Source organism: Streptomyces sp. NPDC045955, assembly GCF_056430805.1.
In genome coordinates, this window is sequence record NZ_JBWKKY010000007.1 from 389,331 (window position 1) to 416,241 (window position 26,911).

25 protein-coding genes are annotated in these 26,911 nt (G+C 71.8%); 5 read left to right on the forward strand and 20 right to left on the reverse strand.

Features of this window, described 5'->3' with window-relative positions:
• Positions 1-5: 5 nt before the first annotated feature.
• The 7 genes from AC07F0_RS17670 to glnA form a co-directional block, all read right to left on the reverse strand.
• On the reverse strand, positions 6-1,190 hold the full coding sequence (locus AC07F0_RS17670; protein ID WP_478979824.1) for a winged helix DNA-binding domain-containing protein: 1,185 nt from the start codon (positions 1,188-1,190) through the stop codon (positions 6-8).
• Positions 1,191-1,272: 82 nt separating this feature from the next.
• Positions 1,273-2,913, reverse strand: a complete 1,641-nt coding sequence (locus tag AC07F0_RS17675; protein ID WP_478979826.1) for an alpha/beta fold hydrolase — start codon at positions 2,911-2,913, stop codon at positions 1,273-1,275.
• A gap of 70 nt (positions 2,914-2,983) precedes the next feature.
• Positions 2,984-3,568, reverse strand: a complete 585-nt coding sequence (gene pspAB, locus AC07F0_RS17680) for a PspA-associated protein PspAB (RefSeq protein ID WP_478979828.1) — start codon at positions 3,566-3,568, stop codon at positions 2,984-2,986.
• Positions 3,569-3,575: 7 nt separating this feature from the next.
• A complete protein-coding gene (gene htpX, locus AC07F0_RS17685; protein ID WP_478979830.1) occupies positions 3,576-4,493 on the reverse strand; it encodes a zinc metalloprotease HtpX in 918 nt (305 codons plus the stop codon).
• 97 nt (positions 4,494-4,590) lie between these two features.
• Positions 4,591-4,962, reverse strand: coding sequence for a cupin domain-containing protein (locus AC07F0_RS17690; RefSeq protein WP_478979831.1), 372 nt, complete (start codon positions 4,960-4,962; stop codon positions 4,591-4,593).
• A 37-nt stretch (positions 4,963-4,999) separates the two neighbouring features.
• A complete protein-coding gene (locus tag AC07F0_RS17695) occupies positions 5,000-5,272 on the reverse strand; it encodes an SCO2583/SCO2584 N-terminal domain-containing protein (protein ID WP_478979833.1) in 273 nt (90 codons plus the stop codon).
• A gap of 132 nt (positions 5,273-5,404) precedes the next feature.
• Positions 5,405-6,814 (reverse strand): type I glutamate--ammonia ligase, encoded by a 1,410-nt coding sequence (gene glnA, locus AC07F0_RS17700; RefSeq protein ID WP_059413695.1) that lies wholly within the window; start codon positions 6,812-6,814, stop codon positions 5,405-5,407.
• A gap of 210 nt (positions 6,815-7,024) precedes the next feature.
• On the opposite strand from glnA, the gene AC07F0_RS17705 reads away from it, so the two are divergent.
• Complete coding sequence (locus AC07F0_RS17705) at positions 7,025-7,492, forward strand: RDD family protein (RefSeq protein ID WP_478979835.1); 468 nt, start codon at positions 7,025-7,027, stop codon at positions 7,490-7,492.
• 91 nt (positions 7,493-7,583) lie between these two features.
• On the opposite strand, the gene AC07F0_RS17710 is transcribed toward AC07F0_RS17705, so the two are convergent.
• The 4 genes from AC07F0_RS17710 to lipB form a co-directional block, all read right to left on the reverse strand.
• Positions 7,584-8,288: a DUF4191 domain-containing protein gene (locus AC07F0_RS17710; RefSeq protein WP_478979837.1), complete on the reverse strand. Its 705-nt coding sequence runs from the start codon at positions 8,286-8,288 to the stop codon at positions 7,584-7,586.
• A 79-nt stretch (positions 8,289-8,367) separates the two neighbouring features.
• The gene (locus AC07F0_RS17715) at positions 8,368-8,580 is read right to left on the reverse strand and encodes an SCO2195 family GlnR-regulated protein (protein WP_010037129.1); all 213 of its coding nucleotides are present in this window, start codon (positions 8,578-8,580) and stop codon (positions 8,368-8,370) included.
• 260 nt (positions 8,581-8,840) lie between these two features.
• Complete coding sequence (gene lipA / locus AC07F0_RS17720) at positions 8,841-9,806, reverse strand: lipoyl synthase (protein ID WP_478979839.1); 966 nt, start codon at positions 9,804-9,806, stop codon at positions 8,841-8,843.
• 94 nt (positions 9,807-9,900) lie between these two features.
• Positions 9,901-10,701: a lipoyl(octanoyl) transferase LipB gene (lipB, locus tag AC07F0_RS17725; protein ID WP_478979840.1), complete on the reverse strand. Its 801-nt coding sequence runs from the start codon at positions 10,699-10,701 to the stop codon at positions 9,901-9,903.
• A gap of 238 nt (positions 10,702-10,939) precedes the next feature.
• On the opposite strand from lipB, the gene AC07F0_RS17730 reads away from it, so the two are divergent.
• Positions 10,940-12,412 (forward strand): regulator, encoded by a 1,473-nt coding sequence (locus tag AC07F0_RS17730; RefSeq protein ID WP_478979842.1) that lies wholly within the window; start codon positions 10,940-10,942, stop codon positions 12,410-12,412.
• Between the two features lie 89 nt (positions 12,413-12,501).
• Here the strand turns inward: AC07F0_RS17730 and AC07F0_RS17735 are convergent, their stop codons facing one another.
• Positions 12,502-13,908, reverse strand: coding sequence for an NAD(P)/FAD-dependent oxidoreductase (locus AC07F0_RS17735; RefSeq protein WP_478979844.1), 1,407 nt, complete (start codon positions 13,906-13,908; stop codon positions 12,502-12,504).
• A gap of 263 nt (positions 13,909-14,171) precedes the next feature.
• Positions 14,172-15,074, reverse strand: coding sequence for a TIGR01777 family oxidoreductase (locus AC07F0_RS17740; RefSeq protein WP_478979846.1), 903 nt, complete (start codon positions 15,072-15,074; stop codon positions 14,172-14,174).
• A 70-nt stretch (positions 15,075-15,144) separates the two neighbouring features.
• Here AC07F0_RS17740 and AC07F0_RS17745 point away from each other — a divergent pair, with 70 nt between their 5' ends.
• Positions 15,145-15,642: an N-acetyltransferase family protein gene (locus AC07F0_RS17745; protein ID WP_478979848.1), complete on the forward strand. Its 498-nt coding sequence runs from the start codon at positions 15,145-15,147 to the stop codon at positions 15,640-15,642.
• Between the two features lie 16 nt (positions 15,643-15,658).
• Here the strand turns inward: AC07F0_RS17745 and AC07F0_RS17750 are convergent, their stop codons facing one another.
• Positions 15,659-16,843, reverse strand: coding sequence for a MarP family serine protease (locus AC07F0_RS17750; protein WP_478979850.1), 1,185 nt, complete (start codon positions 16,841-16,843; stop codon positions 15,659-15,661).
• Positions 16,844-17,103: 260 nt separating this feature from the next.
• On the opposite strand from AC07F0_RS17750, the gene AC07F0_RS17755 reads away from it, so the two are divergent.
• Together AC07F0_RS17755 and AC07F0_RS17760 are read left to right on the forward strand one after the other, a co-directional pair.
• Positions 17,104-17,946 carry a peptidoglycan recognition protein family protein gene (locus tag AC07F0_RS17755; protein ID WP_478979930.1) on the forward strand — a complete coding sequence of 281 codons (843 nt, stop codon included), beginning with the start codon at positions 17,104-17,106 and terminating at the stop codon, positions 17,944-17,946.
• 5 nt (positions 17,947-17,951) lie between these two features.
• Positions 17,952-18,170, forward strand: a complete 219-nt coding sequence (locus AC07F0_RS17760; protein WP_478979852.1) for a hypothetical protein — start codon at positions 17,952-17,954, stop codon at positions 18,168-18,170.
• Here the strand turns inward: AC07F0_RS17760 and AC07F0_RS17765 are convergent, their stop codons facing one another.
• From AC07F0_RS17765 to lpdA, 6 genes are all read right to left on the reverse strand, one after another.
• On the reverse strand, positions 18,171-18,692 hold the full coding sequence (locus AC07F0_RS17765; RefSeq protein WP_478979854.1) for a DUF4240 domain-containing protein: 522 nt from the start codon (positions 18,690-18,692) through the stop codon (positions 18,171-18,173).
• A 53-nt stretch (positions 18,693-18,745) separates the two neighbouring features.
• On the reverse strand, positions 18,746-19,732 hold the full coding sequence (locus AC07F0_RS17770; protein ID WP_478979856.1) for a helix-turn-helix transcriptional regulator: 987 nt from the start codon (positions 19,730-19,732) through the stop codon (positions 18,746-18,748).
• 60 nt (positions 19,733-19,792) lie between these two features.
• The gene (gene aceE, locus AC07F0_RS17775; RefSeq protein WP_478979858.1) at positions 19,793-22,495 is read right to left on the reverse strand and encodes a pyruvate dehydrogenase (acetyl-transferring), homodimeric type; all 2,703 of its coding nucleotides are present in this window, start codon (positions 22,493-22,495) and stop codon (positions 19,793-19,795) included.
• A 267-nt stretch (positions 22,496-22,762) separates the two neighbouring features.
• The gene (locus AC07F0_RS17780; RefSeq protein WP_283969580.1) at positions 22,763-23,386 is read right to left on the reverse strand and encodes a GntR family transcriptional regulator; all 624 of its coding nucleotides are present in this window, start codon (positions 23,384-23,386) and stop codon (positions 22,763-22,765) included.
• Between the two features lie 256 nt (positions 23,387-23,642).
• Positions 23,643-25,421: a 2-oxoglutarate dehydrogenase, E2 component, dihydrolipoamide succinyltransferase gene (gene sucB / locus AC07F0_RS17785; RefSeq protein ID WP_478979860.1), complete on the reverse strand. Its 1,779-nt coding sequence runs from the start codon at positions 25,419-25,421 to the stop codon at positions 23,643-23,645.
• A gap of 63 nt (positions 25,422-25,484) precedes the next feature.
• Positions 25,485-26,873, reverse strand: a complete 1,389-nt coding sequence (lpdA, locus tag AC07F0_RS17790) for a dihydrolipoyl dehydrogenase (RefSeq protein WP_397621347.1) — start codon at positions 26,871-26,873, stop codon at positions 25,485-25,487.
• Positions 26,874-26,911 lie beyond the last annotated feature (38 nt).

Below are 26,911 nucleotides of genomic sequence, written 5' to 3' on the forward strand. Positions count from 1 at the left end.
TCCGGCTACGCCGACAGCTCCTTCTCCAACGGCGTCCGGAAGCGCGGCGTGATCCTCGTCGTCCCCACCCACCCGCTCAGCCGCTCCGCTTCCCTCTCGATCGCCGCGATCGCATCCCGGCCCACCCCCTCCTCGTCGAGGATCCGCCAGACGATCTCCCCGCCGGGCCGCTGGGCCCACCCGCCGACCACGCGTCCGTTCCACCACACCGTCGGCCCGACGTTCCCGCTGCGGTCGAACAGCCGGGGCCGCAGCCCCGGCGCGAGATACCAGTCGCGCTGCTGCCACCCCATCGCCGTCGGGTCGAGGCCGGGCAGCAGCGCCGCCCAGGGCTCGCCGGGCGCGGCCACCTCGTCGACGTCGCCGTCGGTCACGTACCCCGTGCCCTCGTCCAGCGACACCGGCCGCGCCCCGATCGCGGCCAGCGCCGCGCGGACCTCTGTCACGCGCCATCCCGTCCACCACTTCAGATCGGCCTCGGTCGCCGGACCGCACGCGGTGAGCCACCGTCTCAGCAGCTCCGCCTGCGCCTGCGCCGGGGCCAGTTCGGGATGCTCGGGCGCGACGGCCCAGCGGAACTGGCTGGACGTCCACGAGCCGAGCGGCCGGCCGCGGACGACCTTCCCCTCGACGCCCAGCACCCTCAGCAGCCGGGTCGAGACCGTGTGCACCCCCTCATAGCGCTTCCCGGCCGCGTACACGAACTGCTGCCGCAGGCGCGGCTCGTCCTCTGCGAGTTCGGCGGCCGTGGCCTGCCCGCGCCGGGCGAGTGACGCCAGCGCCGACTCCTCGACCTCGGTCAGCCAGGCCGCGTCCGGCGCCCCGGCCGCCGCCATGTCCCTGAGCAGCGCGGCCCGCTCCCGGGCGGCGACCGCCAGGCCGGTCGAGGCGTGCACGACGGCGGTCAGGGCCGTGGGGAACACGAACACCGTATGCCGCATGCCGTGCATCCGCACCAGGGAACGGTCGTCGTACAGCGCGCGCCCGGTCTGCGCCACCGTCCCCGAGGGATCCGCGAGCCGCGCGCCCACGGCCAGATACACCGTCGCCGGGTCCGTGCCGTGCAGGGCGACGAGCGAACCGGCGACCTCCTCGGGAGTCCCCGCCCGCGCCTGCCCCGCCAACCGCTGCCGCAGCGCGAGACGGGCCCGCCGCTCAGCCACCCCGATGTACCGCTGCGCCCCGCCCATACCGGCCTCCACTCGTCGTGCCCGTCCGACTCCCACTGCATCTTCGCGAAGGCCACTGACAATCGACCGCCGGCGGCCCGGCTCAGGCGTATCGCTCCAGCAGCCCCGCCACATACGCCTCCAACCGCCCGCCCAGCACCTCCGGTGTCAGATCGGTCCGGCCCAGTTCCCGCCAGGGGCCAGCCGGCTTCGCCGCGTCGGGGGCGTAGGCCAGGGCGTCGAGCAGCCGCCAGTACAGGTGGTCCGGGCCGTCGGCGAGCCGGTGGCCGCCGTGCGCCGCGTAGTGCTCCGGGAAACCCAGGCCGTACTCCGGGCCGTACAGCAGCGCCAGGGCGGTCGAGCAGTGGGCGACGTCCAGGTCGGCGGGACCCCACGAGGTCTCCACCCAGTCGACGACCCCGCTGATCCGCAAGCCATCTCCCGAGCCCGTGAGCAGCACGTTCCCGGGGTGGTAATCCCGGTGCAGGAAGCAGCCCTCGTACGGCGGCGGGTCACGGCGGATCACGTCCACCGCCCGCTCCCACATCGCACCCGCCGGCGCCTGCACCCGCTCCGGGGAGGTCCAAGCCTGATACGGACGGGGCCGCTCCACGGGAACGACCCGGTGGATCCGGGCGAGCTGCGCCGCCAGCAGGTCCACCCGGCGGTCGAGGTCCTCCTCGTCGACCCGGACCCGCCCAGGCAGCCCGGACATCAGCAGGGACGGGTGGTCACACTGCTCGGCGGTGGCGTCCACGCCGGTCAGCTCGGGAGCCGGCACACCGTCCTCCCCGGCCAGCAGCGTGAGCACCTCCGCCTCGCGGGCCAGCAGCCCGGGGGCGTGCCGCCGGAAGAAGGGCTTCACGAAGGTCCGCAGGGCGAGTGCAGTGCCGTCGTCGAGGGTGAGCCGCCGCATCTGGGCGCTCCAACCGCCGGTGAGGAAAGCGGACTTGTCGACCGTACGGCCCTTTGGGAGCTGCTTGGCCACCCACGCGCGGGTCGCCGTCCAGCCCTGGTCACCGAGCCCGGTCAGGACGGCGGTGACGAAATCCCGCAGGTCGCCGGGGTGGTCACGGAACCACCGGCCCAACCGGTGCTCCGCCTCGGGGAGTTCCCAGTGGGTGAACTGGGCGCGCCGGGCCAGCGCCGCCGAGACGGCGTCCGTCACGGCGGGCGGGATGACCTCGTCCGTGCCCGGCACCACGAGCACCGCCCGCCCCTCGTACCCTCGCAGGACGTCGAGCGCGGCCGATTCCCGCCAGCTTGCGGGCCGCCGGATGATCTCGCTGAACCGCCCGTCACCCGCACCGAACGGCACGTCCCACGCCTGAGCCGCGTACACCGCCGGCGCGCACAGTCCCAGGGCCGCCACCCGGCCCCCGTAGTGCCGGGCGAGATCGGCCACCGTCTGGCCGCTCATGCTGAAGCCGACCAGGATCAGCGGCCCGGCCACGCGCGCGTGCGCGTCGATGACGGACACGGCCTGCTCGAAGCGGCGGCGCAGGCTCAGTTCCCGCAGCAGGCCGGTGCTCTCCCCGTGCCCGGAGAAGTCGAAGGCGAGGGCGTGGCAGCCGTGCGCGGCGAACTCCTCCAGCAGCGGCACCAGCCGCTCCTTGCTGCCGTTGCCCGCGCCGTGCAGCAGGACGGCCGTCGCCCTGGCCGACTCACCCGGGCTGGTGCCGCCGGACAGCCCGCTGAGTCTTTCGCCGTCGACGGTGTGCGTGAAGGGGATGAGCTCACTCATGCGGCCATTCACGCACGCGGCCGGGCCTCGTGAGGGGCGATCACACCACGGGCGATCACACCACGGGCGATCAAAGACCCGGCGCCCCCCACACCGGGAACCAGCGGTTCAGGTCCTGCTCGATCGGCAGGTCCTGGGCGAGCGCCGCCCGTACCCGGAGCTCCAGCGCGTTGTCACGCCGCTGGGCTTCTCCCGGCAGGGGCGCGAACGGGTAGAAGGTGCCGCGCTTGTAGAGGTAGACCAGCCCGAGCCGCCGGCCCGCCCGGTCCCGGAACCCCGCCAGGGAGCACAGGAGTTGCGGGCCGAACCCGTTGACCTCCATCTGGCTGTTCACGGCGTGCAGGTCCGTCACGAGCGGGGCCAGCTGGTCGGGGGCGCGGTGCGAGACCAGCCAGGAGTAGCCGTAGTCGTCCTGCCGCAGTTCCACCGGAGGGCCGTCGCGGTCGGTGTCCGCGTCCAGCAGCGCCTGCACCTCGCGGTGAGTCTGCTCGAAGGCCGCGCCCTCGACCGTGGCGAAGCACACCGCGCCCTGCCCGGTCGGGGTGAAGCCCGCCACGGCCTCCAGTGTCACGGCTGCCGACGGCAACGCGAAGAGCCGGTCGAGATCCGGCGCGACCGGCTTCGTGCGGCCGAGCAGAATGTCCAGCAGCCCCATGCCCCGCTCACACCCCTCCGGCTGACGTCGCCTCGCCCAGCTCGGCGGAGATCCGGCCCAGCTGGTCGAGCCGCTGCTCCAGGCTCGGGTGGGTCGAGAAGAGCCGCGCGACACCGGGCTCGCGGCCCAGCGCCGGCGTGAAGTAGAAGGCGTTGAAGGCCTGGGCCGTGCGCAGGTCCTTCGTCGGGATGCGGGCGATGTCCCCCGAGACCTTGGTGAGGGCGGAGGCCAGCGCCGAGGGCCGGCCGGTGAGCAGCGCCGCCGCACGGTCCGCGGCCAGCTCCCGGTACCGGGACAGGGACCGGATCAGCAGGAAGCTCAACGCGTACACCGCCGCCGACACGCCCATCACCGCGGCGAAGACCACCGCCGTGTTCTGGTCCCGCCGTCCCCCGCCGAACAACTGCGAGTAGAAGGCGAACCGCACGATCAGACCGGCGAGCACACCGAGGAACGAGGCGACCGTGATCACGGCGACGTCCTTGTGCGCCACATGCGACAGCTCGTGCGCGAGGACGCCCTCCAGTTCGGCCGGCTCCAGGCGCCTGAGCAGCCCGGTCGTCACACAGACCACGGCATGGCCGGGATTCCGCCCCGTCGCGAACGCGTTGGGCATCTCCATATCGGACACGGCCACCACCGGCTTGGGCATGTCCGCGATGGCGCACAGCCGGTCCACGACCCCGTGCAGCTCGGGATACTCCTCCCGCTCCACGACCCGCCCGCGCATCGCGAACAGGGCGACCCGGTCCGAGAACCAGTACTGCGCCCCGAGCACCGCCGCCGCGACCAGCACGATCAGCACCCACGACTTCAGCAGCACGATCAGCGCCGCGACGAACCCCACGTACACCAGCCCGAGCAGGAACAGCGTGATCCCCATACGGGTGGTCAACCGCCGGTCGCTCCGGAAGCGGCTGTGCATCTGCATCACCCCGCAGTCACGCACTCGTCCCACTGCCAGTGTGCACCCGGCCGCGCCCATGAACGGGTCGCGATCGCCCCCAGACCCGGCAAAGGCGTCAGCCGCCCGCGGCCACCGCGTACCCGGGCACGGACGGCCACCGGACCGTCAGCACCACCGACTCCTCCTCGGCGCACCAGGAGTGGTCGATCCCGCGTCCCCACACGACGTAGTCGCCCTGCCGCTCCAGCAGGACACTGCGACCGGGAAGTTCCACCCGGAAGCGCCCGCTGATGAGCACCAGCAGCGCGGTCCGCTCCTCGCCCCGCACCCACTGCGCCCGCTCGTCGCCGGCCGGATGGACACCCCACTTGATCTCGACGGCCTCACTGTGCCGCGGATCGCCCACGTCCTTGAAGTGCCCGAGGAGCCACCCCCGGTCCAGCGCCGCGTCCTTGCCCGCGTTACCCACGTACACACTGTCATCCACGCGGCCGGACGCTAGCACCCGCCTCGACGGACACGACTTAGTAGGGCGCCCGGAAGTTGAGGTAGCCGAGCAGCACGATCACCGCGGCCACGCAGCCGAGCACCACGGCCGTCGACACCCACGACGAGCGGGCCCCACGGCCGGACGACCTGTGGTCGGGCTCGGGGCGGAAGGGCACGGGCCCGGGCGGGTTGTGCTTCCAGCGCGCGGCGAGCATACGGGCCCGCGCGGAGGGCTCCTTGTGCTCGGCGCTGTCCGCCCATCTGAGGTCGAACTCGCGCTCCTGGCCGTCCTGTTCGTGCTCGGGCATCTCCTGCTCCCACCCCCGTGAGGTCCTGCCAGCAGAATAGAACACACGACCGCGCCCCCGCTGCCCGTACGGACGGCGGAGGCGCGGTCGTGATGCCTCGATCAGGCGTCGATCACACGGATCAGGCGTCGATCACACGTCGAAGTACAGCTCGAACTCGTGCGGGTGCGGACGCAGCTGAAGCGGCGCGATCTCGTTCGTGCGCTTGTAGTCGATCCACGTCTCGATCAGGTCCGGCGTGAACACGTCGCCCTGGAGGAGGAACTCGTGGTCGGCCTCGAGGGAGTCGAGGACGGCCGGGAGCGAGGTCGGGACCTGCGGGACGCCCGCGTGCTCCTCGGGAGCCAGCTCGTAGAGGTCCTTGTCGATCGGCTCGGCCGGCTCGATCTTGTTCTTGATGCCGTCCAGGCCCGCGAGCAGCAGCGCGGAGAACGCGAGGTACGGGTTGCCGGAGGAGTCGGGCGCGCGGAACTCGACGCGCTTGGCCTTCGGGTTCGAGCCCGTGATCGGGATACGCATCGCGGCGGAGCGGTTGCGCTGCGAGTAGACCAGGTTGACCGGGGCCTCGAAGCCGGGGACCAGACGGTGGTACGAGTTCACCGTCGGGTTGGTGAAGGCCAGCAGCGACGGGGCGTGCTTGAGGATGCCGCCGATGTAGTAGCGGGCGGTGTCCGACAGGCCCGCGTAACCGGCCTCGTCGTAGAACAGCGGGGAGCCGCCCGACCACAGGGACTGGTGGACGTGCATGCCCGAGCCGTTGTCACCGAAGATCGGCTTCGGCATGAAGGTCGCGGTCTTGCCGTTCTTCCACGCCACGTTCTTCACGATGTACTTGAAGAGCTGGAGGTCGTCGGCGGCGGCGAGCAGCGTGTTGAACTTGTAGTTGATCTCGGCCTGACCGGCGGTGCCCACCTCGTGGTGCTGGCGCTCGACCTGCAGACCGGCCCGGTTCAGCTCCAGGGAGATCTCGGCGCGCAGGTCGGCGAAGTGGTCGACCGGCGGGACCGGGAAGTAGCCGCCCTTGTAGCGGACCTTGTAACCACGGTTGTCCTCGAGGGCACCGGTGTTCCAGGCGCCGGCCTCGGAGTCGATGTGGTAGAAGGACTCGTTCGCGGTGGTCGCGAAGCGGACGGAGTCGAAGACGTAGAACTCGGCCTCGGGACCGAAGTACGCCGTGTCGGCGATACCGGTGGAGGCGAGGTAGGCCTCGGCCTTCTTCGCCACGTTGCGCGGGTCACGGGAGTACTGCTCGCCCGTGATCGGGTCGTGGATGAAGAAGTTGATGTTCAGCGTCTTGTCGCGGCGGAACGGGTCGACCCGGGCGGTCGACAGGTCCGCGCGCAGCGCCATGTCGGACTCGTGGATGGCCTGGAAGCCGCGGATGGACGAGCCGTCGAAGGCCAGCTCCTCGTCCGCGTCGAACGCCTCCGCAGGCACCGTGAAGTGCTGCATCACGCCCGGCAGGTCGCAGAAGCGGACGTCGATGAACTTGACGTCCTCGTCCGCGATGAACTTCTTGGCCTCGTCGGCGTTCTGGAACATCCAGCTCCTCCTACTCCCGACCGTTCCGCCGGGGTGGTAGTTCGTTCGTGCGGCCAGTGCGGGTGGCACACGCTGACCTCGACCCTAGGGACGGGTGGTTTCTCGGGCGTGACTCATTTGTTTCGCACAAGTTAACCGGCTCGGGTTCCACCGTAGCCCCGACGCACCCCGCCGTGCCCTGGTCATTTCCGGGCGCAGTACCGTGGACGGGTGGACAACAGGCACGCACTCGGATCGTGGCTTTCCGGGCCCCGCGCGGCGGCGGAAGAGGCCGGTGTCGACTTCGGATACCGGGGTGAGCAGCTCGGTCTGCCCGAGGAGGGACCCGGCTCGATCGCCCGCCCGGGGCGGCGGCTCGGCGCCCTCGCCGTGGACTGGGGCCTGAGCCTCCTGATCGCATACGGTCTCATCACCCAGAGCTACAACGAAGCGGCCCAGATCTGGGCGCCGCTGATCATGTTCGCCCTGATGGTCCTCACGGTCGGTACGGTCGGCTCCACGCCGGGCAAGCGGCTCCTCGGCCTGCGGGTGCTCGCCCTGGACACCGGCCGGGTCAGCCCCTGGCGCGCGGTGCTGCGCACGGTCCTGCTCTTCCTCGCGATCCCCGCCCTGATCTGGGACCGCGACGGCCGGGGCCTGCACGACCGGCTGGCGGGCACGGTCGAGGTCCGTATCTGACACGTCCGTATCCGACACGAACGAACGGACATGGACGAAGGGCCGCCCGGAGTGATCCGGGCGGCCCTTCGCGCAGGTCGAGTGAGTGCTGTCAGCGCGCCTTCGGCCCGCCGCCCCTCGGCATCCGCATGCCCTTGGGCATCGGCCCCTTCGGCAGCGGCATGTTGCTCATCAGGTCGCCCAGGGCGCGCAGCCGGTCGTTGGTGGCGGTGACCTGCGGGCCGGTCAGCACGCGGGGCAGCTTCAGCATGGTCGTGCGCAGCTTCTTCAGCTCGACCTGGCCGTCGCCCGTGCCCACCACCAGGTCGTGCACCGGGACGTCCGCGACGATGCGGTTCATCTTCTTCTTCTCGGCGGCGAGCAGGGACTTCACCCGGTTCGGGTTGCCCTCGGCGACCAGGACGATGCCGGCCTTGCCGACCGCGCGGTGCACCACGTCCTGGTTGCGGTTCATCGCCACCGCGGGGGTCGTCGTCCACCCCCGGCCGATGTTGTCGAGCACCGCCGCCGCGGCACCGGGCTGGCCCTCCATCTGCCCGAAGGCGGCCCGCTCGGCCCGGCGCCCGAACACGATCGCCGACGCGAGGAAGGCGAGCAGGAGGCCCAGGATGCCGAGATAGATGGGGTGACCGATCAAGAAACCGATCGCGAGGAAGACACCGAAGGTGACGATTCCGACTGCCGCGAGTACAAGACCGATCTTCTTGTCGGCCTTGCGGGTCATCTTGTAGGTCAGGGCGATCTGCTTCAGTCGCCCGGGGTTCGCAGCGTCCGCTGCAGGTTCCTTCCTCGCCATGCCACGCAGTCTACGTGGCCCCACAAGCGCCTACGACGGCAGTGTCCGCGGGGTGGACTCGCGGGGGAGGGGAGCGGGCTCAGGGGTGGACGGAGAGGGACCGGGAGACGGACTGCTCGAGGACGCGCTGCGCCTCGACCCGGTCCTTGGCGCGACGGCGGTCCTCCAGCACGGAGGTCCAGGCGTTGCGGCGGGCGGTGCGCTGACCGCTGCTCAGCAGCAGCGACTCGACGGCACGCAGGGCGGTGGTGAAGGACGGAATCGCGGTGGCGCGAACGGGCGCGGCCTGCATGGGTGAGGTCCCCCCTCGGGAGCGGTGTACGTGCTGTGAGTTCAGCGTCACTGATTGGTGTTACCAGGGCGTGTCCGACCGGTCAAACACCCATGAAGCCCCGGCGGGGATCCGTGGAACGCCGACGCGGTCCTGACATACGCCCTCATCTGCGAGGACGGTCAGGACCGCGTCATATCGGTCACTACCGACGAGTAGTCTCTTGTGCGCGAATTCACACGCTTGTCTCGCCCTTCGGCGGGAAGGGCGGTGACGGTTCGTCAGACGGCCTGGGCCGCGATGCGCGCGTCGCGCTGCTCCATGGCCATCCGGTAGAGCCGCCCGGCGCGGTACGAGGACCGCACCAGCGGGCCCGACATCACACCGGAGAAGCCGATCTGCTCGGCCTCCTCCTGCAGCTCCACGAACTCGTGCGGCTTGACCCAGCGCTCCACCGGGTGGTGGCGCACGGAGGGCCGCAGGTACTGCGTGATGGTGACCAGCTCGCAGCCCGCGTCGTGCAGCTGCTTCAGCGCCTCGCTGACCTCCTCGCGGGTCTCGCCCATGCCGAGGATCAGGTTCGACTTGGTGACGAGGCCGTAGTCGCGGGCCGCGGTGATGACCTTCAGGGAGCGCTCGTAGCGGAAGCCCGGGCGGATCCGCTTGAAGATCCGCGGGACCGTCTCGACGTTGTGCGCGAAGACCTCGGGGCGGGAGGAGAAGACCTCCTCCAGCTGCTCCGGCACCGCGTTGAAGTCGGGCGCGAGCAGCTCGACCTTCGTCCGGCCGGCCTCGCGGCCCGCCGTCTGCTGGTGGATCTGGCGGACCGTCTCCGCGTACAGCCAGGCGCCGCCGTCCTCCAGGTCGTCACGGGCGACGCCGGTGATCGTGGCGTAGTTCAGGTCCATGGTGACCACGGACTCACCCACGCGGCGCGGCTCGTCGCGGTCGAGCGCCTCGGGCTTGCCGGTGTCGATCTGGCAGAAGTCGCAGCGCCGGGTGCACTGGTCGCCGCCGATGAGGAACGTGGCCTCGCGGTCCTCCCAGCACTCGTAGATGTTGGGGCAGCCGGCTTCCTGGCAGACCGTGTGCAGGCCCTCGCTCTTCACGAGGTTCTGCATCTTGGTGTACTCGGGGCCCATTTTCGCCCGGGTCTTGATCCACTCGGGCTTGCGCTCGATGGGGGTCTGGCTGTTGCGGACCTCCAGGCGCAGCATCTTGCGTCCGTCGGGTGCGACTGCGGACACGACCGGCTCCCTAGCGATTGATTCTTCGGCGTCCTCAAGGGTACGCCCGTTGATTTGAATGCCTGTGTGGGTGCCAGCCCCTCCACGGCCCGATTTATGCCGCCGGCGTCCTCTCGATCTCCCGCGGCTTCAGCTCGGCGTTCTCCAGGACGTCCCGCAGGTGCCGCTCGACGACCGGCAGGACCTCCTCGATCGTCACGTCGCGGCCCAGTTCGTTCGCCAGGGAGGCGACCCCCGCGTCACGGATGCCGCACGGGATGATCCGGTCGAACCACTTGTTGTCCGGGTTCACGTTGAGCGCGAAGCCGTGCATGGTGACGCCCTTGGCCACGCGGATGCCGATCGCGGCGATCTTGCGGTCCTCGCGGCGCTGGCCCGCGTTGGACGGCGCGTACTCCGGGCCGTTCAGGCGCGGGTCGAACTCCTCGTCGTGCACCCGCGGGTCGAAGTCCAGGGCCAGTCCGCCGAGCGCGGGGCGCTGCTCGACCGGGTCGCCCAGCACCCACACGCCGCTGCGGCCCTCGACCCGGGTGGTCTCCAGGCCGAACTCCGCGCAGGTGCGGATCAGGGCCTCTTCGAGGCGGCGCACGTGCGCCACGACGTCCACCGGGCGCGGAAGCTTCTGGATCGGGTAGCCCACCAGTTGGCCGGGGCCGTGCCAGGTGATCTTGCCGCCGCGGTCCACGTCGACGACCGGCGTGCCGTCGAGGGGCCGCTCGTTGTCCGCCGTGCGCCGGCCCGCCGTGTAGACCGGGGGGTGCTCCAGGAGCAGCACGGTGTCGGGGACCTCGTCCGCGAAGCGCGCCGCGTGCACCCGGCGCTGCTCGTCCCACGCCTCCTGGTACTCGACGGCCTCGTCACCGAACCCCATGCGGACGAACCGCAACCCACTCACGGCAAGCGCCTCCCTCGGACGGGTGTGTCAGGCACGCATCGCGCCCCAGCCACTGTACGTCCGGCCCGGACACGTCAGTCCTGGGGTCAATCCTCACACGATCGGATGAATGTCCGGGAAAATGTGTGATGGGGTGTTTACTCTCCGCTACATTCGCGCCGTCCAGCAAGCCAAAAGGCCTGCTCACAGGCAATCCGGCAGATCACCAGCACCGGAAGGCAGGAGACCGCACCGCACCATGACGGAACGACCCGCGCAGCGCACCCCCAACCGACAACTCGCCGCGCTCATCGCAGAAGCGGGGTTCTCCAACGCGGGTCTCGCCCGTCGCGTGGACCAGCTCGGTCTCGAACACGGACTCGACCTGAGATACGACAAGACATCCGTCACCCGGTGGCTGCGCGGCCAGCAGCCCAGGGGCACCACGCCCGCGCTGATCGCCGAGGTCTTCACCCGGCGCCTGGGCCGCCGCCTCACCGCCCAGGACCTCGGCCTGGACGCCTGCGCGCCCGTCTACGCGGGGCTGGAGTTCGCGTCCACCCCCGAGGAGGCCGTCGACATCGTCAGCGGGCTGTGGCGCAAGGACTCCGGCAGCCACGCCGAGCTGCGCAAGATCGCCTTCACGCCCGCCGGGCTCGTCGTGCCCAGCCGGGACTGGCTGATCGGCCGCGCCGACGAGAAGGTGGCCCGGGGCGAGCCGGCCGCCGCCCGCATCCCGGCCCAGGGCCGCCCCGCCCTCCGGCCCCCGGCCGAGCAGGGGGTGCCGTCCCCGCCCCACCGGCGCGGGCAGGACGAACGCGGGCCCGGCCAGAAGGTGACCGCCGGCGACATCGCCGCCCTGCGCTCCGTCGGCGAGCTGTTCCGCACCCTCGACGACGCCTACGGTGGCGGCCACGCCCGCCAGGCCCTCGTGCGCTACCTGGAGCACGAGTGCGAGCCCATGCTGCGCGGCACCTACGGCGAGCAGACCGGCCGCCGGCTGTTCGCCGCCGCCGCCGACCTGACCCGGCTCGCGGGCTGGACGTCGTACGACATCGCCGCGCACGGACTCGCCCAGCGGTACTTCGTGCAGGCGCTCCGGCTCGCCCAGGCGGCCGGGGACCGGACGTACGGGGCGTACGTGCTGGTCACCATGAGCCGGCAGGCCGTCTACCTCGGGCACGGGCGGGAGGCGGTGCAGCTCGCGCGCGTGGCCCAGCAGGGCGTCGGCACCTCGGCCGCGCCGGTCGTACAGGCGCTGCTGCACGCCTCCGAGGCGCGCGGACACGGCGTCCTCGGCGAGGTGCGGGCCTGCACGGCCGCGCTGGTCCGCGCCGAGCGCGCCCTGGAGACGGCCCGGTCCGGTGACGACGTCCCGCACTGGGCCGCGTTCTTCGACGAGGCGCAGCTCGCCGACGAGTTCGGGCACTGCCACCGGGACCTTCAGCAGTTCCGCGCCGCCGCCCAGCACGCGGAACGCTCACTCCAGCTCCGCGCCCCGTCCTACGCCCGCAGTCGCCTGTTCTGCCGCGTCGTCCTCGCCACCGCCCGCCTCGGCCTCGGCGAACTCGACCAGGCCTGCCAACTGGCCGCGGAGGCGGCGGGCCAGGCCGCGGAGATGCGCTCGGTACGGGCGGTGGAGTACGTGAGGGACTTCGAGCGCAGGCTGGAACCGTACAAGGACGCGGCGCCCGTGCGGACTTACCGCGACAAAGTAGCGGCCCTTGGTTAGAGGGAGTCAGGGGCGCGGGGCTGTGTCGATGTGCGGCTCCGCCGCGTGGGGCGCGCTCAGCCCCCACGTGCCCGCACCCGACGAAATGCCTACGCGGCCCGGGGCACGGTCGGCACAGGGTCGGCCATATGCAGAGACCGCCCCGCCCCCAAGTCCGCCAAGATCGCCGCCGACGCCCGATGCCCGGAGTGCAGAGCACCCTGAACCGTACTGGTGTCCCGGTGATCCCCGCACACATACAGCCCCGCAAGCAACCGCACCGGCCGCCGCAGATCATGCGGCGGCCGCATCGCGGGCACGGCCTCCGCCGTGTGGTGCACGGCCAACGTCTCCCACCGAGCCGTCGACACCCCGTACAGCCGCGCCACATGCATCCGCACAGCCGTGTCGACATCCCCCGGCGGTCGGCCCAGCACCGTCGAAGACACCAGGGCCCGCCCCGCCGGCGCCCGGGACGGATCGACGCGGCTGACCACCGCCGTATACGCGACCGGCCCACCGAGATCCGCGTCGAGCAGCAAGGACGCCCCCGTCCCCGGCGGCTCGTCCGTCGTGTGATGTACCACCGTCACCGGATGGAAGTCCGGCACCCGCAACCCGGGCAGCAACTCGGCCGCGGCCCTGGCGCCCGTCGCCACCAGCACCGCCCGGCAGCGGATCTCGCCGTGCTCGGCGGTGGTCACCGAGGTCGTGGAGACGGAGGTGACGCGCACGCCGGTGTGCACGGTGCCCGGCGGCAGCGTGCTCGCCAGCAGCTCCGGCAGGGCCTCGGCGCCGCCCTCCGGCAGACACAGCCGGCCGCCCGCGAAGGCGCGCAGCGCGAGGTCCGCGCACCGGCTGGACGTCGTCAGATCCGGGTCGCACAGCAGGGCGGCGAGCAGCGGACGCAGGAAGCCGTCGATCGTACGGGCCGGCAGCCCGCGAGCCGCCAGGGCCTCACCGGCGGGCAGCTCCGGGCGGGCCAGCAGCCGTTCGGCCGGGGTGCCGGCCAGCCGGGTCAGGGCGGCACCCAGGCGGGCCTGGTCGACGGCCGTGCCCAGCGGCGCACCGGACCGGCTCCGGGGCACCGAGACCTGCCGGCCGGGCACCGCCACCGGCCTCCTGGGCGGCCTGGGCGCGGACGGCGACCGGGGGGCGCTCGCCAGGGCGCGCACGGCGTGCAGTGCGCCCCGTGCGCTCCCTGTGCCCGCCTGGACGCCCGCGCGATGGTGGCGTCCGTCGCCGTGCAGCAGGACCCCGGGCGAGAAGGGGCGCAGCGCGAGGGTGCCGAGGCCGGGTGTCAGCCGTAGTTCCGGGTATGCCGTGGACAGCAACTGGCCGATCCTGTCGAGCCGGAAGCCGTCGACCTTCTCCGTCGCCATCCGGCCGCCGACCCCGTCGGCGGCCTCCAGGACCATGGTCGTCACTCCTGCGCGGGTCAGCCGGTGCGCGGCCGAGAGTCCGGCGACCCCGGCCCCCACGACGACCACGTCCGCCTGGTAAGCGGGCTCAAGCACGTGCCCCTCCTCGAGGTTGCGCGGGCGCTGGAGACGTCATGCCCTCAACAGGCCCCAGGGATACGCGAGTTCTGGTCGAGCGTAGGGCCGTGATCGGTCAGGGGGAGTCGCGCATCGACAGGGCACGGTCGCACGGCGGTAGCATACGGATTCCTTTTGGGCATGAAGTGGTCACAGAGGGCTGGTGTGCGGCGCGAGAGGCTGTCTCGGAACAGTCGGCCGGCAGCCGGCCGGCAGCCGGTCGGCGGGCTTTCCCGGGTGCGTCACAACGCCGCCCGGATCGCCCCCTCGATCTCCGGGAAGGCGAACCGGAACCCCGACTCCAGCAGTCGCCTCGGCAGGACCCGGGCGCTGCCGAGCACATCCCCGGCCATCTCGCCGAGCACGGCCTGCAGGACGGGCGCGGGCACCGCGAACAGCGTCGGGCGGTGCAGCACGCGCCCCATCGCCGCGGTGATCTCACGGTTCGTCAGCGGGTTCGGGGCGGTGAGGTTGAACGGCCCGGACAGGTCGTCGGTGTCGATGAGATGCCGGATCGCGGCGACCTCGTCGTGCAGCGCGATGAACGACCAGTACTGCCGCCCGTCGCCCATCCGCCCGCCGAGCCCGGCCAGGAACAGCGGGAACAGCCGCCCCCACGCACCGCCCTCGCGGGACACGACCAGCCCGGTCCGGGTGAACACCGTGCGGACACCGGCCTCCTGGGCGGGTGCGGTCGAGGCCTCCCACTCCACGCACAGCTCGGGCAGGAACCCCTCGCCCGCCGGGGCGCTCTCGTCGACGGCCCGGTCCCCGGTCTCGCCGTAATAGCCCATGGCACTGCCGTTCACGAAGACCCGCGGCCGGTCCTGCTCGTCCAGCGACGCGACAGCGCGGGCGAGCGCTGCCGTGCCGTTCACCCTGCTGTCGCGGATCCGCTGCTTGTAGGCGTCCGTCCAGCGGCGGTTGCCGACCCCCGCACCGGCCAGGTTCACCACCGCGTCGCACCCGGCGAGCCCGGCCGCGTCCACCCGCCCGCCCTCGGGGTCCCAGCGGACCTCGTCCACGGCCCGGGGCGCATGGCGCACGAGGCGCACCACCTCGTACCCGTCCGCGGTCAGGGACCGCACCAGGGCGCCGCCGATGAGACCGGACGCACCGGCCACTGCGATTCGTGAGCGTTCCATGGGCCCCATCCTGCCCGCCGGCGCCATAAATCCGGCGTACGGCCACAAGCCATCGCCGTAGGGTGACGCCATGCCCGAGTCCCGCGATCTCCGTATACGCGTCGCCACGCCCTATGACGGCGATGGGCTGGCCCTGCTGGACCGCCTCGCCTGGTCGCATCTTCACGCGGTGATGCCCCAGCCGCAGCCGCCGTACCCGCCGTTCTTCACCGACCGGCACACCCCCGAGGACTGCCTGGTCGCCGAATCAGGTGACCGCTTGGCGGGATACCTGCGGCTCGGCTTCCCGACGCCGGTCGAAGCGAACCGGCACGTGCTGCAGATTCAAGGCCTCGTCGTCTCAAAAGAGGCACGCGGCCGGGGCGTCGGGCGGGCACTCGTCCGGGCCGCAGTGGACGAGGCCCGCCGGCGCGGTGCCCGCCGCCTCACCCTGCGGGTCCTCGCCCACAACAGCCCGGCGCGGGGGCTCTATGAGGCCGAGGGATTCGTGGTGGAGGGAGTCCTGCCCGAGGAGTTCCGGCTCGACGGGAAGTACGTGGACGACGTGCTGATGGGACGTTTCCTCTAGACCGGTGCCAGGGCGCCTACGACGCGGCCAGCTCGCCCGTGTCGACCGGTGCCGTCGCGTTCGCCGCGCGCTCGGCGTCGGAGGAGACCTCGGCCGCCGTCAGGACGTAGCCCGTCTCGGCGTCCGAGGTGGAGCGGGCGAAGACCACGCCGAAGACCCGGCCGTCCGTGGTGAGGAGGGGCCCGCCGGAGTTGCCGGGGCGCACCGTGGAACGGATCGAGTAGATCTCGCGGGTGACCGTGTCGTCGTTGTAGATGTTCTGGCCCGTCGCCCGGACCCGGTTCGCGACCGTCGCCGCCTGGAGGTTCAGGTCGCCGTCCTGCGGATAGCCCGCGACCACCGCCGAGTCGCCGCGCTCGGCGTCGCCGTCGAACCGCAGCACGGGCGCCTTCAGGCCCGGCACGTACAGCACGGCCACGTCCTTCTGCGGGTCGAAGAGCACCACCCGCGCCTCGTACGTCCGCCCGACCCCGCCGATCTGCACGGTCGGCTCGTCGATGCCCGCCACCACGTGGGCGTTGGTCATCACGTGCTCCCGCGCGTACACGAACCCGCTGCCCTCGCGGCCCTGCGTGCCCGCGACGCCCTCGACCTTGACCGTGCTCAGCTTGGCGGCGTTCGTGGCGGCCGCCGTGACGCTGTCGCCGGAGGGGGCGGCGACCTCGGCGGTCGACTCGTTCTCGAAGGGGTTGAAGACCTGCGGGAAGCCCGCCTCGGTCAGCGCGGACGTGGCCCGCGAGAACCAGGCCGGAGTGGTGTCCGGCATCGTCTCCTGCACCGCGCCCAGCAGCCGGGAGTCCCGGATCGCCGAGGTGACCAGCGGTGACGAGGACGCGCCCAGGACGCTGGCGGCCACCCACGCCACGATCAGGACCGCGACCGAGTTGGCCACGGCCCCGCCGATCCCGTCCGCCACCCGCAGCGGCCCCCGGTCCAGCTCCCGTCGCAGCCGGAGCGCGAGACGCCCCGCCAGTTCGTGGCCCACCACCGCCGGGAGCAACACTGTCAGCACCGCCGTCACCGTCGCGCGGGTCGTCCCCGGAGGCACCAGGTCCATCACCCACGGCAGGATCCACACCCCGACGACCGCACCGCCCACGAAGCCCGCCAGCGACACACAGCCGGCCACCAGCCCGCGCCGGTAGCCGGACGCCGCATACGCCAGGACCACCAGCAATAGCAGGATGTCGAGCAGGTCCACGCAACGCCGCCTTTCTGTCGGAACCCCTTAGTACGTGGGGGAAGGGCCCGATGATCAGTCACACGCGCGTGAATGATCAGAACCGGCCACGTGCGCGTGCACTCGGAAAAACGTCGCGGACCGTGACGATGGTTCCACCGCGTGGCACATCACACATCGCGGACGGACCGGATCAGGCCGACAGTGGGTCCATGCGTGTCTTGCGAAGACGGCGAGGTACGCGCAGGCGCCGCCCCGCCGGGACACCCGGCACAGCCGGTATGCCGCGCGCGGCCCGGGTGCTGATCGGCTGCCTGCCGGGGGTCGCCGCCGTCGCGGCGCTGGTGCTGTGCGCCCACGGCGTCGAGAACGCCGCCGAGACCGGCGCCCGCCCGGCCGCGCACCGCCCCGCCGCCACGCCCTACACCGCCCCGCGCCCGCACATCGTGCCGAGATCGCAGTGGCTGGGCGACGCCGCCCGCACACAGCCCCGCCCGCGCTACGACGACCGGGTCGCCGCCGTCTTCGTCCATCACACCGACTCGCCCAACGGCTACGGCTGCGCCGACGCGCCCGGCATCCTGCGGGACCTGTACACCGGCCAGACCGGCACCCGCGACTGGGACGACATCGGCTACAACTTCGTCGTCGACCGCTGCGGCACCGTCTACGAGGGCCGGGCCGGCGGCGTCGAGCGGGCCGTCACCGGCGCCCACACCCAGGGCTTCAACCACCGCACCACCGGCATCGCCGCCCTCGGCACCTTCACCGCCGGCATGCCCGTACCCCGGGCGATGATCCACGCCATCGCCGCGCTGTCCGCCTGGAAGCTCGGCCTGACCGGCACCGACCCTCGGGCGAGCGTCCGCCTGGTCTCCAGCAACGGCCTGAGCCGGTACGAGGCCGGCACCGCCGCCGAGCTGCCCGCTCTCGCCGGCCACAACGACGGCTACATGACCAGCTGCCCGGGCGCCGCCCTGCACGCCAGGCTGCCCGAGATCAGGCAGCTGGCCGCCCGGTTGCAGGGCCGGCCGGCGGGCCCACAGGAAGGCCACAGCCGGCGCGCAGCGTCCTCAGATCCCGGCGCCCTACGGTCACCACCACGGGCAGCCGACTGGAGGTGAGGACCATGAACAACGGTCGTACGAGGAACCCGGGGACCCGAGCAGGGGCCGCCCGCGGCCCCTGGGCGGTGCTCTGCGCTGCCGCGAGCGTCGTCCTGGGCCCGGCCGCGGCCACCGCGTCCGCCCTCGACCAGGCCAACGCCGCCCCGCTGCACCACGCGGGCACGGCCGACCGGACGCACACGCACCTGCCGTCCGACACGAGCCGCCGCCGGGAGGCCTGATCAGCCCCTGAAGCGTTCCCACAGCCGGGGATAGCGCTCGGCGAGCAGCTCCTCGTCCTCGAAGTCGAGCGGGGTGCCCTCCGGTTCCGGGGGCGCGGGCGGGATCCCCAGATCGGGGGCGACCGTGCCGGTGAGCTGCTCGTAGGCCTCGTCCGCCGCGTAGCCGAGCTCCTCGCCGTCGCCGTCGATCTCCTCGTCGAAGTCGTCCAGCAGCTCGGCGAGCGAGTCCGGGTCGTGCACGGCGCCCTCGAAGACATGGCGCCCCTGGCCGATCAGCCAGCAGCGGAAGAAGTCGAAGGCGTCGTCGCTCGCCCCGTCGAGCAGCACCCACGCGGCGCCCCACAGGTCCCAGCGGTAGGCCCGGTTGTAGCGGGACTCGAAGTGCCGGGCGAAGTCCAGGACCGAGTCCGGGTCCAGCTGTGCGAGCCGCTCCACGAGCAGGTCGGCCTGCTCCTCCGGGTCGCCCTCGGCGGCCTCCCGGGCGTCGTCCACCAGCTCCCAGAACTCCGTCTCGTCCATCACGGGTCCAGCATCGGGCCTGGGGCACGGGGGCGCACCCGGAGTGCGCGGGATCGTTATACGCCGTCCCGGGGGTGGTACAGCTCCGCCAGCCGCAGCGCGTCCCCGGCGAACCGCTCGCGCAGGCTCTCCGGCGCCAGCACCTCCACCTCCGGGCCCAGCGCCGTCAACTGGGTGTGGGCGACCTCCTCGGACTCCACCGGCAGGGCCACCGTCACCCAGCCGTCGCCGTCCGGGTCGTCCTCCTCCGCCAGGGCCTCACGGGCGGACAGCGAGTCGAGGGCGTACGGCAGCCGGCGCACACCGTCGGGGGACAGCCGCACCACGACCCGCGCCCGCAGGATCGACCGCGCGAACTGCTCCGCCCGCTCCTCCCAGAAGGCCGGCAGATCGAACTCCGGCTCCCGCTCGAAGCGCTCCTCGCCCGGGTCCACCGCCGTGAACCGGTCGATCCGGTACACCCGGAAGGACCCGCCCCCGGCCACCCTCGCGCACAGGTACCAGACGCCCGCCTTCAGCACGAGCCCGTACGGCTCCAGCTCCCGGACGACCTCGTCCTCACCGCGCCGGTAGCGTGCGGTGATCCGCCGGTCGTCCCACACCGCATCGGCGACCGCCGGCAGCAGCACGGGCGTCTCCGGCTCCCGGAACCAGTTCGGCGCGTCCAGGTGGAACCGCTGCGCCGCCGTCCTGGACGCGTCCCGCAGGGAGGGCAGCAGGGCGGCCGACACCTTCAGCCGGGCCGCCGAGGCGGCGTCCTCCAACCCCATCTCGCGCAGCGCGCCGGGCACCCCGGACAAAAACAGGGCCTCGGCCTCGCTGCGGTGCAGCCCGGTCAGCCGCGTACGGTACCCGCCGACCAGCCGGTATCCGCCGGCCCGGCCCCGGTCCGCGTACACCGGCACACCCGCCTCCGACAGGGCCTGGGCGTCCCGGGTGACCGTCCGCTCCGACACCTCCAGCTCACGGGCGAGTTCGGCGGCCGTCATGGAGGGCCGGGACTGGAGCAGCAGCACCATCTTGATGAGCCGGGCAGCGCGCATGCAGCACATGATGCAGCAGGAGGCCCCCGCCGCAGCGGGGGCCTCCTGCCTGACAAACCCTTACAGGCCGTACTTCGCGCGCGCTTCCTTCACGGCCGTCGCCTTGACCTCGCCGCGCCGCGCGAGCTGGGCCAGGGCCGCGACGACGATCGACTCGGCGTCCACACCGAAGTGGCGGCGGGCCGCCTCGCGGGTGTCGGAGAGGCCGAAGCCGTCGGCGCCCAGGGAGGACCAGTCCTGCTCGACCCACTGCGCGATCTGGTCCGGGACCTGGCGCATGTAGTCGGAGACCGCCAGCACCGGGCCCTCGGCGCCCTGGAGCGCCTGCCGGACGAAGGGAATCCGCTCCTCACCGCGCAGCAGCGCCTCGTCCGCCTCCAGGGCGTCCCGGCGCAGCTCGCTCCAGGACGTCGCCGACCAGACGTCGGCCGCCACGTCCCACTCCTCGGCGAGCAACTGCTGCGCCTTCAGTGCCCAGTGGATCGCCGTACCGGAGCCGAGCAGCTGGATCCGCGGGGCGTTGGCCGGGGGCGTGATGCCCGCCGACTCCGCCGTGTTGAAGCGGTACAGGCCCTTGACGATGCCCTCGTCGATGCCGTCCACGGACGGCTTCGCGGGCTGCGGCAGCGGCTCGTTGTAGACCGTCAGGTAGTAGAAGACGTTCTGGTCCTCACCCGGGGCCGCCTCGCCGTACATCCGGCGCAGACCGTCCTTGACGATGACCGCGACCTCGTACGCGAACGCCGGGTCGTACGTCAGCGCCGCCGGGTTCGTCGCGGCGATGACGGGGGAGTGGCCGTCGGCGTGCTGGAGGCCCTCACCGGTCAGCGTCGTACGGCCCGCCGTGGCGCCCACGAGGAAGCCGCGGCCGAGCTGGTCGCCGAGCTGCCACATCTGGTCGGCCGTGCGCTGCCAGCCGAACATCGAGTAGAAGATGTAGAACGGGATCATCGTCTCGCCGTGCGTCGCGTACGACGTCGAAGCGGCGATGAAGTCGGCCATCGAACCGGCCTCGGTGATCCCCTCGTTGAGGATCTGGCCGTTGCGGGCCTCCTTGTAGTACATCAGCTGGTCGCGGTCGACCGGCTCGTACGTCTGGCCCTTGGGCGAGTAGATGCCGAGCGACGGGAAGAGGCTCTCCATACCGAAGGTGCGCGCCTCGTCCGGGACGATCGGCACCCAGCGCTTGCCGGTCTCCTTGTCGCGGACCAGGTCCTTCACCAGGCGGACGAACGCCATGGTGGTGGCCACGTTCTGCGAGCCGGAGCCCTTGTCGAAGGACGCGAACGCCTTGTCCGCCGGGGCGGGCAGCGGCGCGACCGGGTGGACGCGGCGGGCCGGGGCCGGACCGCCGAGGGCGGCACGCCGCTCCTGGAGGTAGCGGACCTCGGGGGAGTCGGCGCCCGGGTGGCCGTAGGGCACCACGCCGTCGACGAAGTCGCTGTCCTTGATCGGCAGGCCGAGCAGGTCGCGCATGTTCTTGAACTCGTCCACCGTCAGCTTCTTCATCTGGTGGTTGGCGTTCTTCGACGCGAAGCCCTCGCCGAGGGTGTGGCCCTTGACCGTCTGGGCCAGGATCACGGTCGGCGCGCCCTTGTGCTCGACGGCCGCCTTGTACGCGGCGTACACCTTGCGCGCCTCGTGCCCACCGCGCGAGAAGTGGAAGCACTCGAGGATCTTGTCGTCGCTCAGCAGCCTCGCCATCTCCACGAGCGCCGGGTCGGCGCCGAAGAAGTCCTGGCGGATGTAGGCGGCGTCGCGGGTCTGGTACGTCTGGATCTGCGCGTCCGGTACCTGGCGCAGGCGGCGTACGAGCGCGCCCGTGGTGTCGAGCTGGAACAGCTCGTCCCAGGCCGTGCCCCACAGCGTCTTGATGACGTTCCAGCCGGCGCCGCGGAACTGGGCCTCCAGCTCCTGCACGATCTTGAAGTTGGCCCGGACCGGGCCGTCGAGGCGCTGCAGGTTGCAGTTGATGACGAACGTGAGGTTGTCCAGCTCCTCACGGGCCGCCAGCGCGAGGGCCGCCGTCGACTCGGGCTCGTCCATCTCGCCGTCACCGAGGAACGCCCACACGTGCGAGGCGGAGGTGTCCTTGATGCCGCGGTTGGTGAGGTAGCGGTTGAAGCGCGCCTGGTAGATGGCGGAGAGCGGGCCGAGGCCCATCGACACCGTCGGGAACTCCCACAGCCAGGGCAGGCGGCGCGGGTGCGGGTAGGAGGGCAGGCCGTTGCCGCCCGCCTCGCGGCGGAAGTTGTCGAGCTGCTCCTCGGTCAGACGGCCGTCGAGGAACGCGCGGGCGTAGATGCCGGGGGAGGCGTGGCCCTGGATGTAGAGCTGGTCGCCGGAGCCGTCGGCCTCTTTGCCCTTGAAGAAGTGGTTGAAGCCGGTCTCGTACAGCCAGGCCGCGGAGGCGAAGGTGGCGATGTGGCCGCCGACGCCGTACTTGCTGCCCCGGGTGACCATCGCGGCCGCGTTCCAGCGGTTCCACGCGGTGATCCGCTGCTCCATCGCCTCGTCACCGGGCACGGCCGGCTCGGCGGCGGTGGGGATGGAGTTGACGTAGTCGGTCTCCAGGAGCTTCGGCAGCGCGATGCCGGCGCCCTCGGCGCGCTCCAGCGTGCGGCGCATCAGGTACGCGGCACGGTGCGGCCCGGCCGCCTCGGTCACCGCGTCCAGGGAGGCCTGCCATTCGGCGGTCTCCTCCGGGTCCCGGTCCGGGAGCTGGTCGAGCTCGCTCGGCTGGATGGCGTTGGGGTCGGTCATGTCGCCGCCTTCCTCAGTCGAAGGGGGTTCCCTCACGTAAGGGGATCGGGGGTGCCCTTTGTCTTTGGCAGGACAGGGCTGGAGCTTGGGTGGCAAGCCCGTCGGCGACTGTAACTCGCTGATCGATGATCGATCAAAGGGTTGAGAGGCAAAACCTCTTGATCACGAGAAAGTAGGCACGGGGTGCCTCCGGCGGTGGCACGCGGTGACGGCGTTTCTGGGGGTTCTCGCAGGTGGGAGGCGTTTGAGCGGGGGTGCGCTCGGGTGTCACGCCCGGGGCGCGCAGCCCAGGACGTGCGCCTTCACCAGTTCCGCGATCCGGGGGTCGCGGCGCTTGAAGGCGGCGACCAGCTCCTCGTGCTCCTCGGCGTACGACTGCTGCCGGGTGCCCAGCCAGCGGATCGACAGGGCCGTGAACACCTCGATGCCGAGGCCTTCCCAGGTGTGCAGCAGGACGGAGTTGCCCGCCGCGCGCACCAGTTCGCGGTGGAAGGCGACGGTGTGCCGGACCTGGGCCGTGCCGTCGGACACGCGGTCGGCCTCGTAGAGGGCGCTGACGTGGGGTTCCAGGGCCGAGCAGTCCTCGGCGAGGCCCTGGGCCGCCAGTTCCGCGGCGATGGCCTCCAGGCCGGCCCGGACCGGGTAGCTCTCCTCCAGGTCGGCGGCCGTCAGGTTCCTGACGCGGACGCCCTTGTTCGGAGCCGACTCGATCAGGCGCAGGGACTCCAGTTCGCGCAGCGCCTCGCGGACCGGGGTCTGGCTGACCTCCAGTTCGGTCGCGATCCGGCGCTCCACGATCCGCTCGCCCGGCTGCCACCGCCCGCTGATGATCCCCTCCAGGATGTGCTCGCGGATCTGCTCGCGCAGCGAGTGGATGACGGGCGCGGTCATGTGGGCTCCTTAGGCGGGATTGACGTTTAGACAATACGGCCGGGTCGCTCCGCGGGTGAGGCTGACGAGGGTGCTTTCACGCAGGTGAGACGAGTTGCACATGGTGCGTGTGGCGCGCCCTGGAGTCCGGTCCGTTCCGTCGGTGGGCGACCGCGGATCGTCCGTGGCTTGTCGCGCAGTTCCCCGCGACCCGAACAAGCCGGTGCCCCCGCCCGGAGATATCCGGACGGGGGCACCGTACTGCTGCTCCTGGTGATTACAGCCCGAGCTCGACCTCGAACTCGCCGGCCTCCAGGATGGCCTTGACCGCCGTCAGGTAACGGGCCGCGTCGGCGCCGTCCACCAGGCGGTGGTCGTAGGACAGGGTCAGGTACGTCATGTCGCGGACGCCGATGACGGGGCCGTCCTCGGTGTCGATGACAGCGGGGCGCTTGACCGTGGCGCCGATGCCGAGGATCGCGACCTGGCCCGGCGGCACGATGATCGTGTCGAAGAGCGCGCCGCGCGACCCGGTGTTGCTGATGGTGAAGGTCGCGCCGGACAGCTCGTCCGGGGTGATCTTGTTGGCCCGGACCTTGCCCGCCAGCTCGGCCGTGGCCTTGGCGATACCGGCGAGGTTGAGGTCACCGGCGTTCTTGATGACCGGGGTCATCAGGCCCTTCTCGGAGTCCACCGCGATACCGATGTTCTCGGTGTCGAAGTAGGTGATGGTCCCCTCGGCCTCGTTGATCTTGGCGTTGATGGGCGCGTGCGCCTTCAGCGCCTGGGCCGCGGCCTTGACGAAGAACGGCATCGGGGAGAGCTTGACGCCCTCGCGAGCCGCGAACGCGTCCTTGGCACGGGCGCGCAGCTTCATCAGGCGGGTGACGTCGACCTCGACGACCGAGGACAGCTGGGCCTGCTCGTGCAGGGCCTTGACCATGTTGTCGCCGATGACCTTGCGGATCCGCGGCATCTTGATGGTCTGGCCGCGCAGCGGGGACGCCTCCAGCGCGGGGGCCTTCTTCGCGGCAGCCGGAGCAGCCGCGGCCGGAGCCGGGGCAGCCGCGGCGGCCTTGGCGGCCTCGGCGGCGGCCATGACGTCCTGCTTGCGGATACGGCCGCCGACGCCGGTGCCCTTGACGGTGGACAGGTCGACGCCGTTCTCGGCGGCGAGCTTGCGCACCAGCGGGGTGACGTAGGCACCGTCGTCGGCCGGCTTGGCGGCGGCCGGAGCGGCCGGGGCCTGCGCCGGAGCCGGGGCGGGAGCAGGAGCGGCCGGGGCCGGCTCGGGAGCCGGGGTGACCTGCTGCTGCGGGGCCGGGGCCGACGGGGCCTGCGGAGCCGGGGCGGGCTGCGCCGGAGCCGGGGTGGGCTCGGGCTGGGCCGGGGCGGCCGGGGCCTCCTGCGCCGGGGCGGCGGCCGGAGCGGCACCCGCCTCACCGATGACGGCGAGCTTGGCGCCGACCTCGGCGGTCTCGTCCTCGCCGACCACGATCTCCAGCAGCGTGCCCGAGGCGGGCGCCGGGATCTCGGTGTCGACCTTGTCGGTGGAGACCTCGAGCAGCGGCTCGTCGGCCTCGACGCTGTCACCGACCGACTTCAGCCAGCGGGTGACAGTGCCCTCGGTGACGGACTCGCCGAGCGCGGGCAGGACCACGTCCGTGCCCTCGGCGGAGCCGCCGCCGGCGGCGGCGTCGGCGGTGGGAGCGGGCGCCGGGGCGGCCTGCTCGGTGGACGGGGCGGCCGGAGCCGGCTCGGGGGCGGGCTCGGCGACCTGCTCGGCCTGCGGGGCCGGGGCGGCGGCGGGCGCGCCCGTGCCGTCGTCGATCACGGCCAGCTCGGCACCGACCTCGACCGTCTCGTCCTCGGCGACCTTGATGGAGGCCAGGACACCGGCGGCGGGCGAGGGGATCTCGGTGTCGACCTTGTCGGTGGAGACCTCGAGCAGCGGCTCGTCGGCCTCGACGCGCTCACCCTCGGCCTTCAGCCAGCGGGTGACAGTGCCCTCGGTGACGCTCTCGCCGAGCGCCGGAAGGGTTACGGAAACCGCCATGGTTTCGGTTGCTCCTTACGGAAAGTGCGGAAGTCTGTGTCGTCGCGTTCGTCGACCGAGGGGTCAGTCGTGCGCGTGGAGGGGCTTGCCGGCCAGGGCCAGGTGGGCCTCGCCGAGCGCCTCGTTCTGCGTCGGGTGGGCGTGGATGAGCTGCGCGACCTCGGCGGGCAGCGCCTCCCAGTTGTAGATCAGCTGGGCTTCGCCGACCTGCTCGCCCATGCGGTCGCCGACCATGTGGACGCCGACGACGGCACCGTCCTTGACCTGGACGAGCTTGATCTCGCCCGCGGTGTTCAGGATCTTGCTCCTGCCGTTGCCCGCGAGGTTGTACTTCAGAGCGACGACCTTGTCCGCACCGTAGATCTCCTTGGCCTTGGCCTCGGTGATACCGACGGAGGCGACCTCCGGGTGGCAGTACGTCACCCGCGGGACACCGTCGTAGTCGATCGGAACGGTCTTGAGACCGGCCAGACGCTCCGCCACCAGGATGCCCTCGGCGAAGCCGACGTGCGCGAGCTGGAGGGTCGGGACGAGGTCACCGACGGCGGAGATGGTCGGCACGTTGGTGCGCATGTACTCGTCGACCAGGACGTAGCCGCGGTCCATGGCGACGCCCTGCTCCTCGTAGCCCAGGCCCTGGGAGACCGGGCCGCGGCCGATGGCGACGAGCAGGACCTCGGCCTCGAACTGCTTGCCGTCGGCGAGGGTGACCTTGACGCCGTCCTGCGTGTACTCGGCCTTCTCGAAGAACGTGCCCAGGTTGAACTTGATGCCGCGCTTGCGGAAGGCGCGCTCCAGCAGCTTGGAGGAGTTCTCGTCCTCGACCGGGACGAGGTGCTTCAGGCCCTCGACGATGGTGACGTCGGTGCCGAAGGACTTCCACGCGGACGCGAACTCGACGCCGATGACACCGCCGCCGAGGATGATCGCGGACTTCGGCACACGGTCCAGGACGAGGGCGTGGTCCGAGGAGATGATCCGGTCGCCGTCGATCTCCAGGCCGGGCAGCGACTTCGGCACGGAGCCGGTCGCGAGGAGCACGTGGCGGCCCTGGACACGCCGGCCGTTCACGTCGACGGAGGTCGGGGAGGAAAGCCGTCCCTCACCCTCGATGTAGGTCACCTTGCGGGAGGCGACGAGCCCCTGGAGCCCCTTGTAGAGGCCGGCGACCACGCCGTCCTTGTACTTGTGGACGCCGGCGATGTCGATGCCCTCGAGGGTCGCCTTCACACCGAACTGCTCGCTCTCGCGGGCCTGGTCGGCGATCTCACCCGCGTGCAGCAGGGCCTTGGTGGGGATGCAACCTCGGTGCAGGCAGGTGCCGCCGACCTTGTCCTTCTCGATCAGGGCGACGTCCAGGCCCAGCTGCGCCCCGCGCAGGGCCGCGGCGTAACCACCGCTGCCACCGCCGAGGATCACTAGGTCGAAAACGGTGCTGGCGTCGTTCGCCACGTCACGTCCTCCATGCATGTGCGCCGTACGCCGGTCTT

Excerpts from the sequence above, each read along its gene's own strand:
- AC07F0_RS17675 (WP_478979826.1), bottom strand. The coding sequence starts at position 2,913 with ATGAGTGAGCTCATCCCCTTCACGCACACCGTCGACGGCGAAAGACTC.
- pspAB (WP_478979828.1), bottom strand. The coding sequence starts at position 3,568 with ATGGGGCTGCTGGACATTCTGCTCGGCCGCACGAAGCCGGTCGCGCCG.
- AC07F0_RS17780 (WP_283969580.1), bottom strand. The coding sequence starts at position 23,386 with ATGACCGCGCCCGTCATCCACTCGCTGCGCGAGCAGATCCGCGAGCAC.
- AC07F0_RS17760 (WP_478979852.1), top strand. The coding sequence starts at position 17,952 with ATGAACAACGGTCGTACGAGGAACCCGGGGACCCGAGCAGGGGCCGCC.
- aceE (WP_478979858.1), bottom strand. The coding sequence starts at position 22,495 with ATGACCGACCCCAACGCCATCCAGCCGAGCGAGCTCGACCAGCTCCCG.
- AC07F0_RS17715 (WP_010037129.1), bottom strand. The coding sequence starts at position 8,580 with ATGCAGGCCGCGCCCGTTCGCGCCACCGCGATTCCGTCCTTCACCACC.
- glnA (WP_059413695.1), bottom strand. The coding sequence starts at position 6,814 with ATGTTCCAGAACGCCGACGAGGCCAAGAAGTTCATCGCGGACGAGGAC.
- AC07F0_RS17695 (WP_478979833.1), bottom strand. The coding sequence starts at position 5,272 with ATGCCCGAGCACGAACAGGACGGCCAGGAGCGCGAGTTCGACCTCAGA.
- AC07F0_RS17670 (WP_478979824.1), bottom strand. The coding sequence starts at position 1,190 with ATGGGCGGGGCGCAGCGGTACATCGGGGTGGCTGAGCGGCGGGCCCGT.
- htpX (WP_478979830.1), bottom strand. The coding sequence starts at position 4,493 with ATGCACAGCCGCTTCCGGAGCGACCGGCGGTTGACCACCCGTATGGGG.
- AC07F0_RS17710 (WP_478979837.1), bottom strand. The coding sequence starts at position 8,288 with ATGGCGAGGAAGGAACCTGCAGCGGACGCTGCGAACCCCGGGCGACTG.
- sucB (WP_478979860.1), bottom strand. The coding sequence starts at position 25,421 with ATGGCGGTTTCCGTAACCCTTCCGGCGCTCGGCGAGAGCGTCACCGAG.
- AC07F0_RS17730 (WP_478979842.1), top strand. The coding sequence starts at position 10,940 with ATGACGGAACGACCCGCGCAGCGCACCCCCAACCGACAACTCGCCGCG.
- AC07F0_RS17745 (WP_478979848.1), top strand. The coding sequence starts at position 15,145 with ATGCCCGAGTCCCGCGATCTCCGTATACGCGTCGCCACGCCCTATGAC.
- AC07F0_RS17755 (WP_478979930.1), top strand. The coding sequence starts at position 17,104 with ATGCCGCGCGCGGCCCGGGTGCTGATCGGCTGCCTGCCGGGGGTCGCC.
- AC07F0_RS17770 (WP_478979856.1), bottom strand. The coding sequence starts at position 19,732 with ATGCGCGCTGCCCGGCTCATCAAGATGGTGCTGCTGCTCCAGTCCCGG.
- AC07F0_RS17740 (WP_478979846.1), bottom strand. The coding sequence starts at position 15,074 with ATGGAACGCTCACGAATCGCAGTGGCCGGTGCGTCCGGTCTCATCGGC.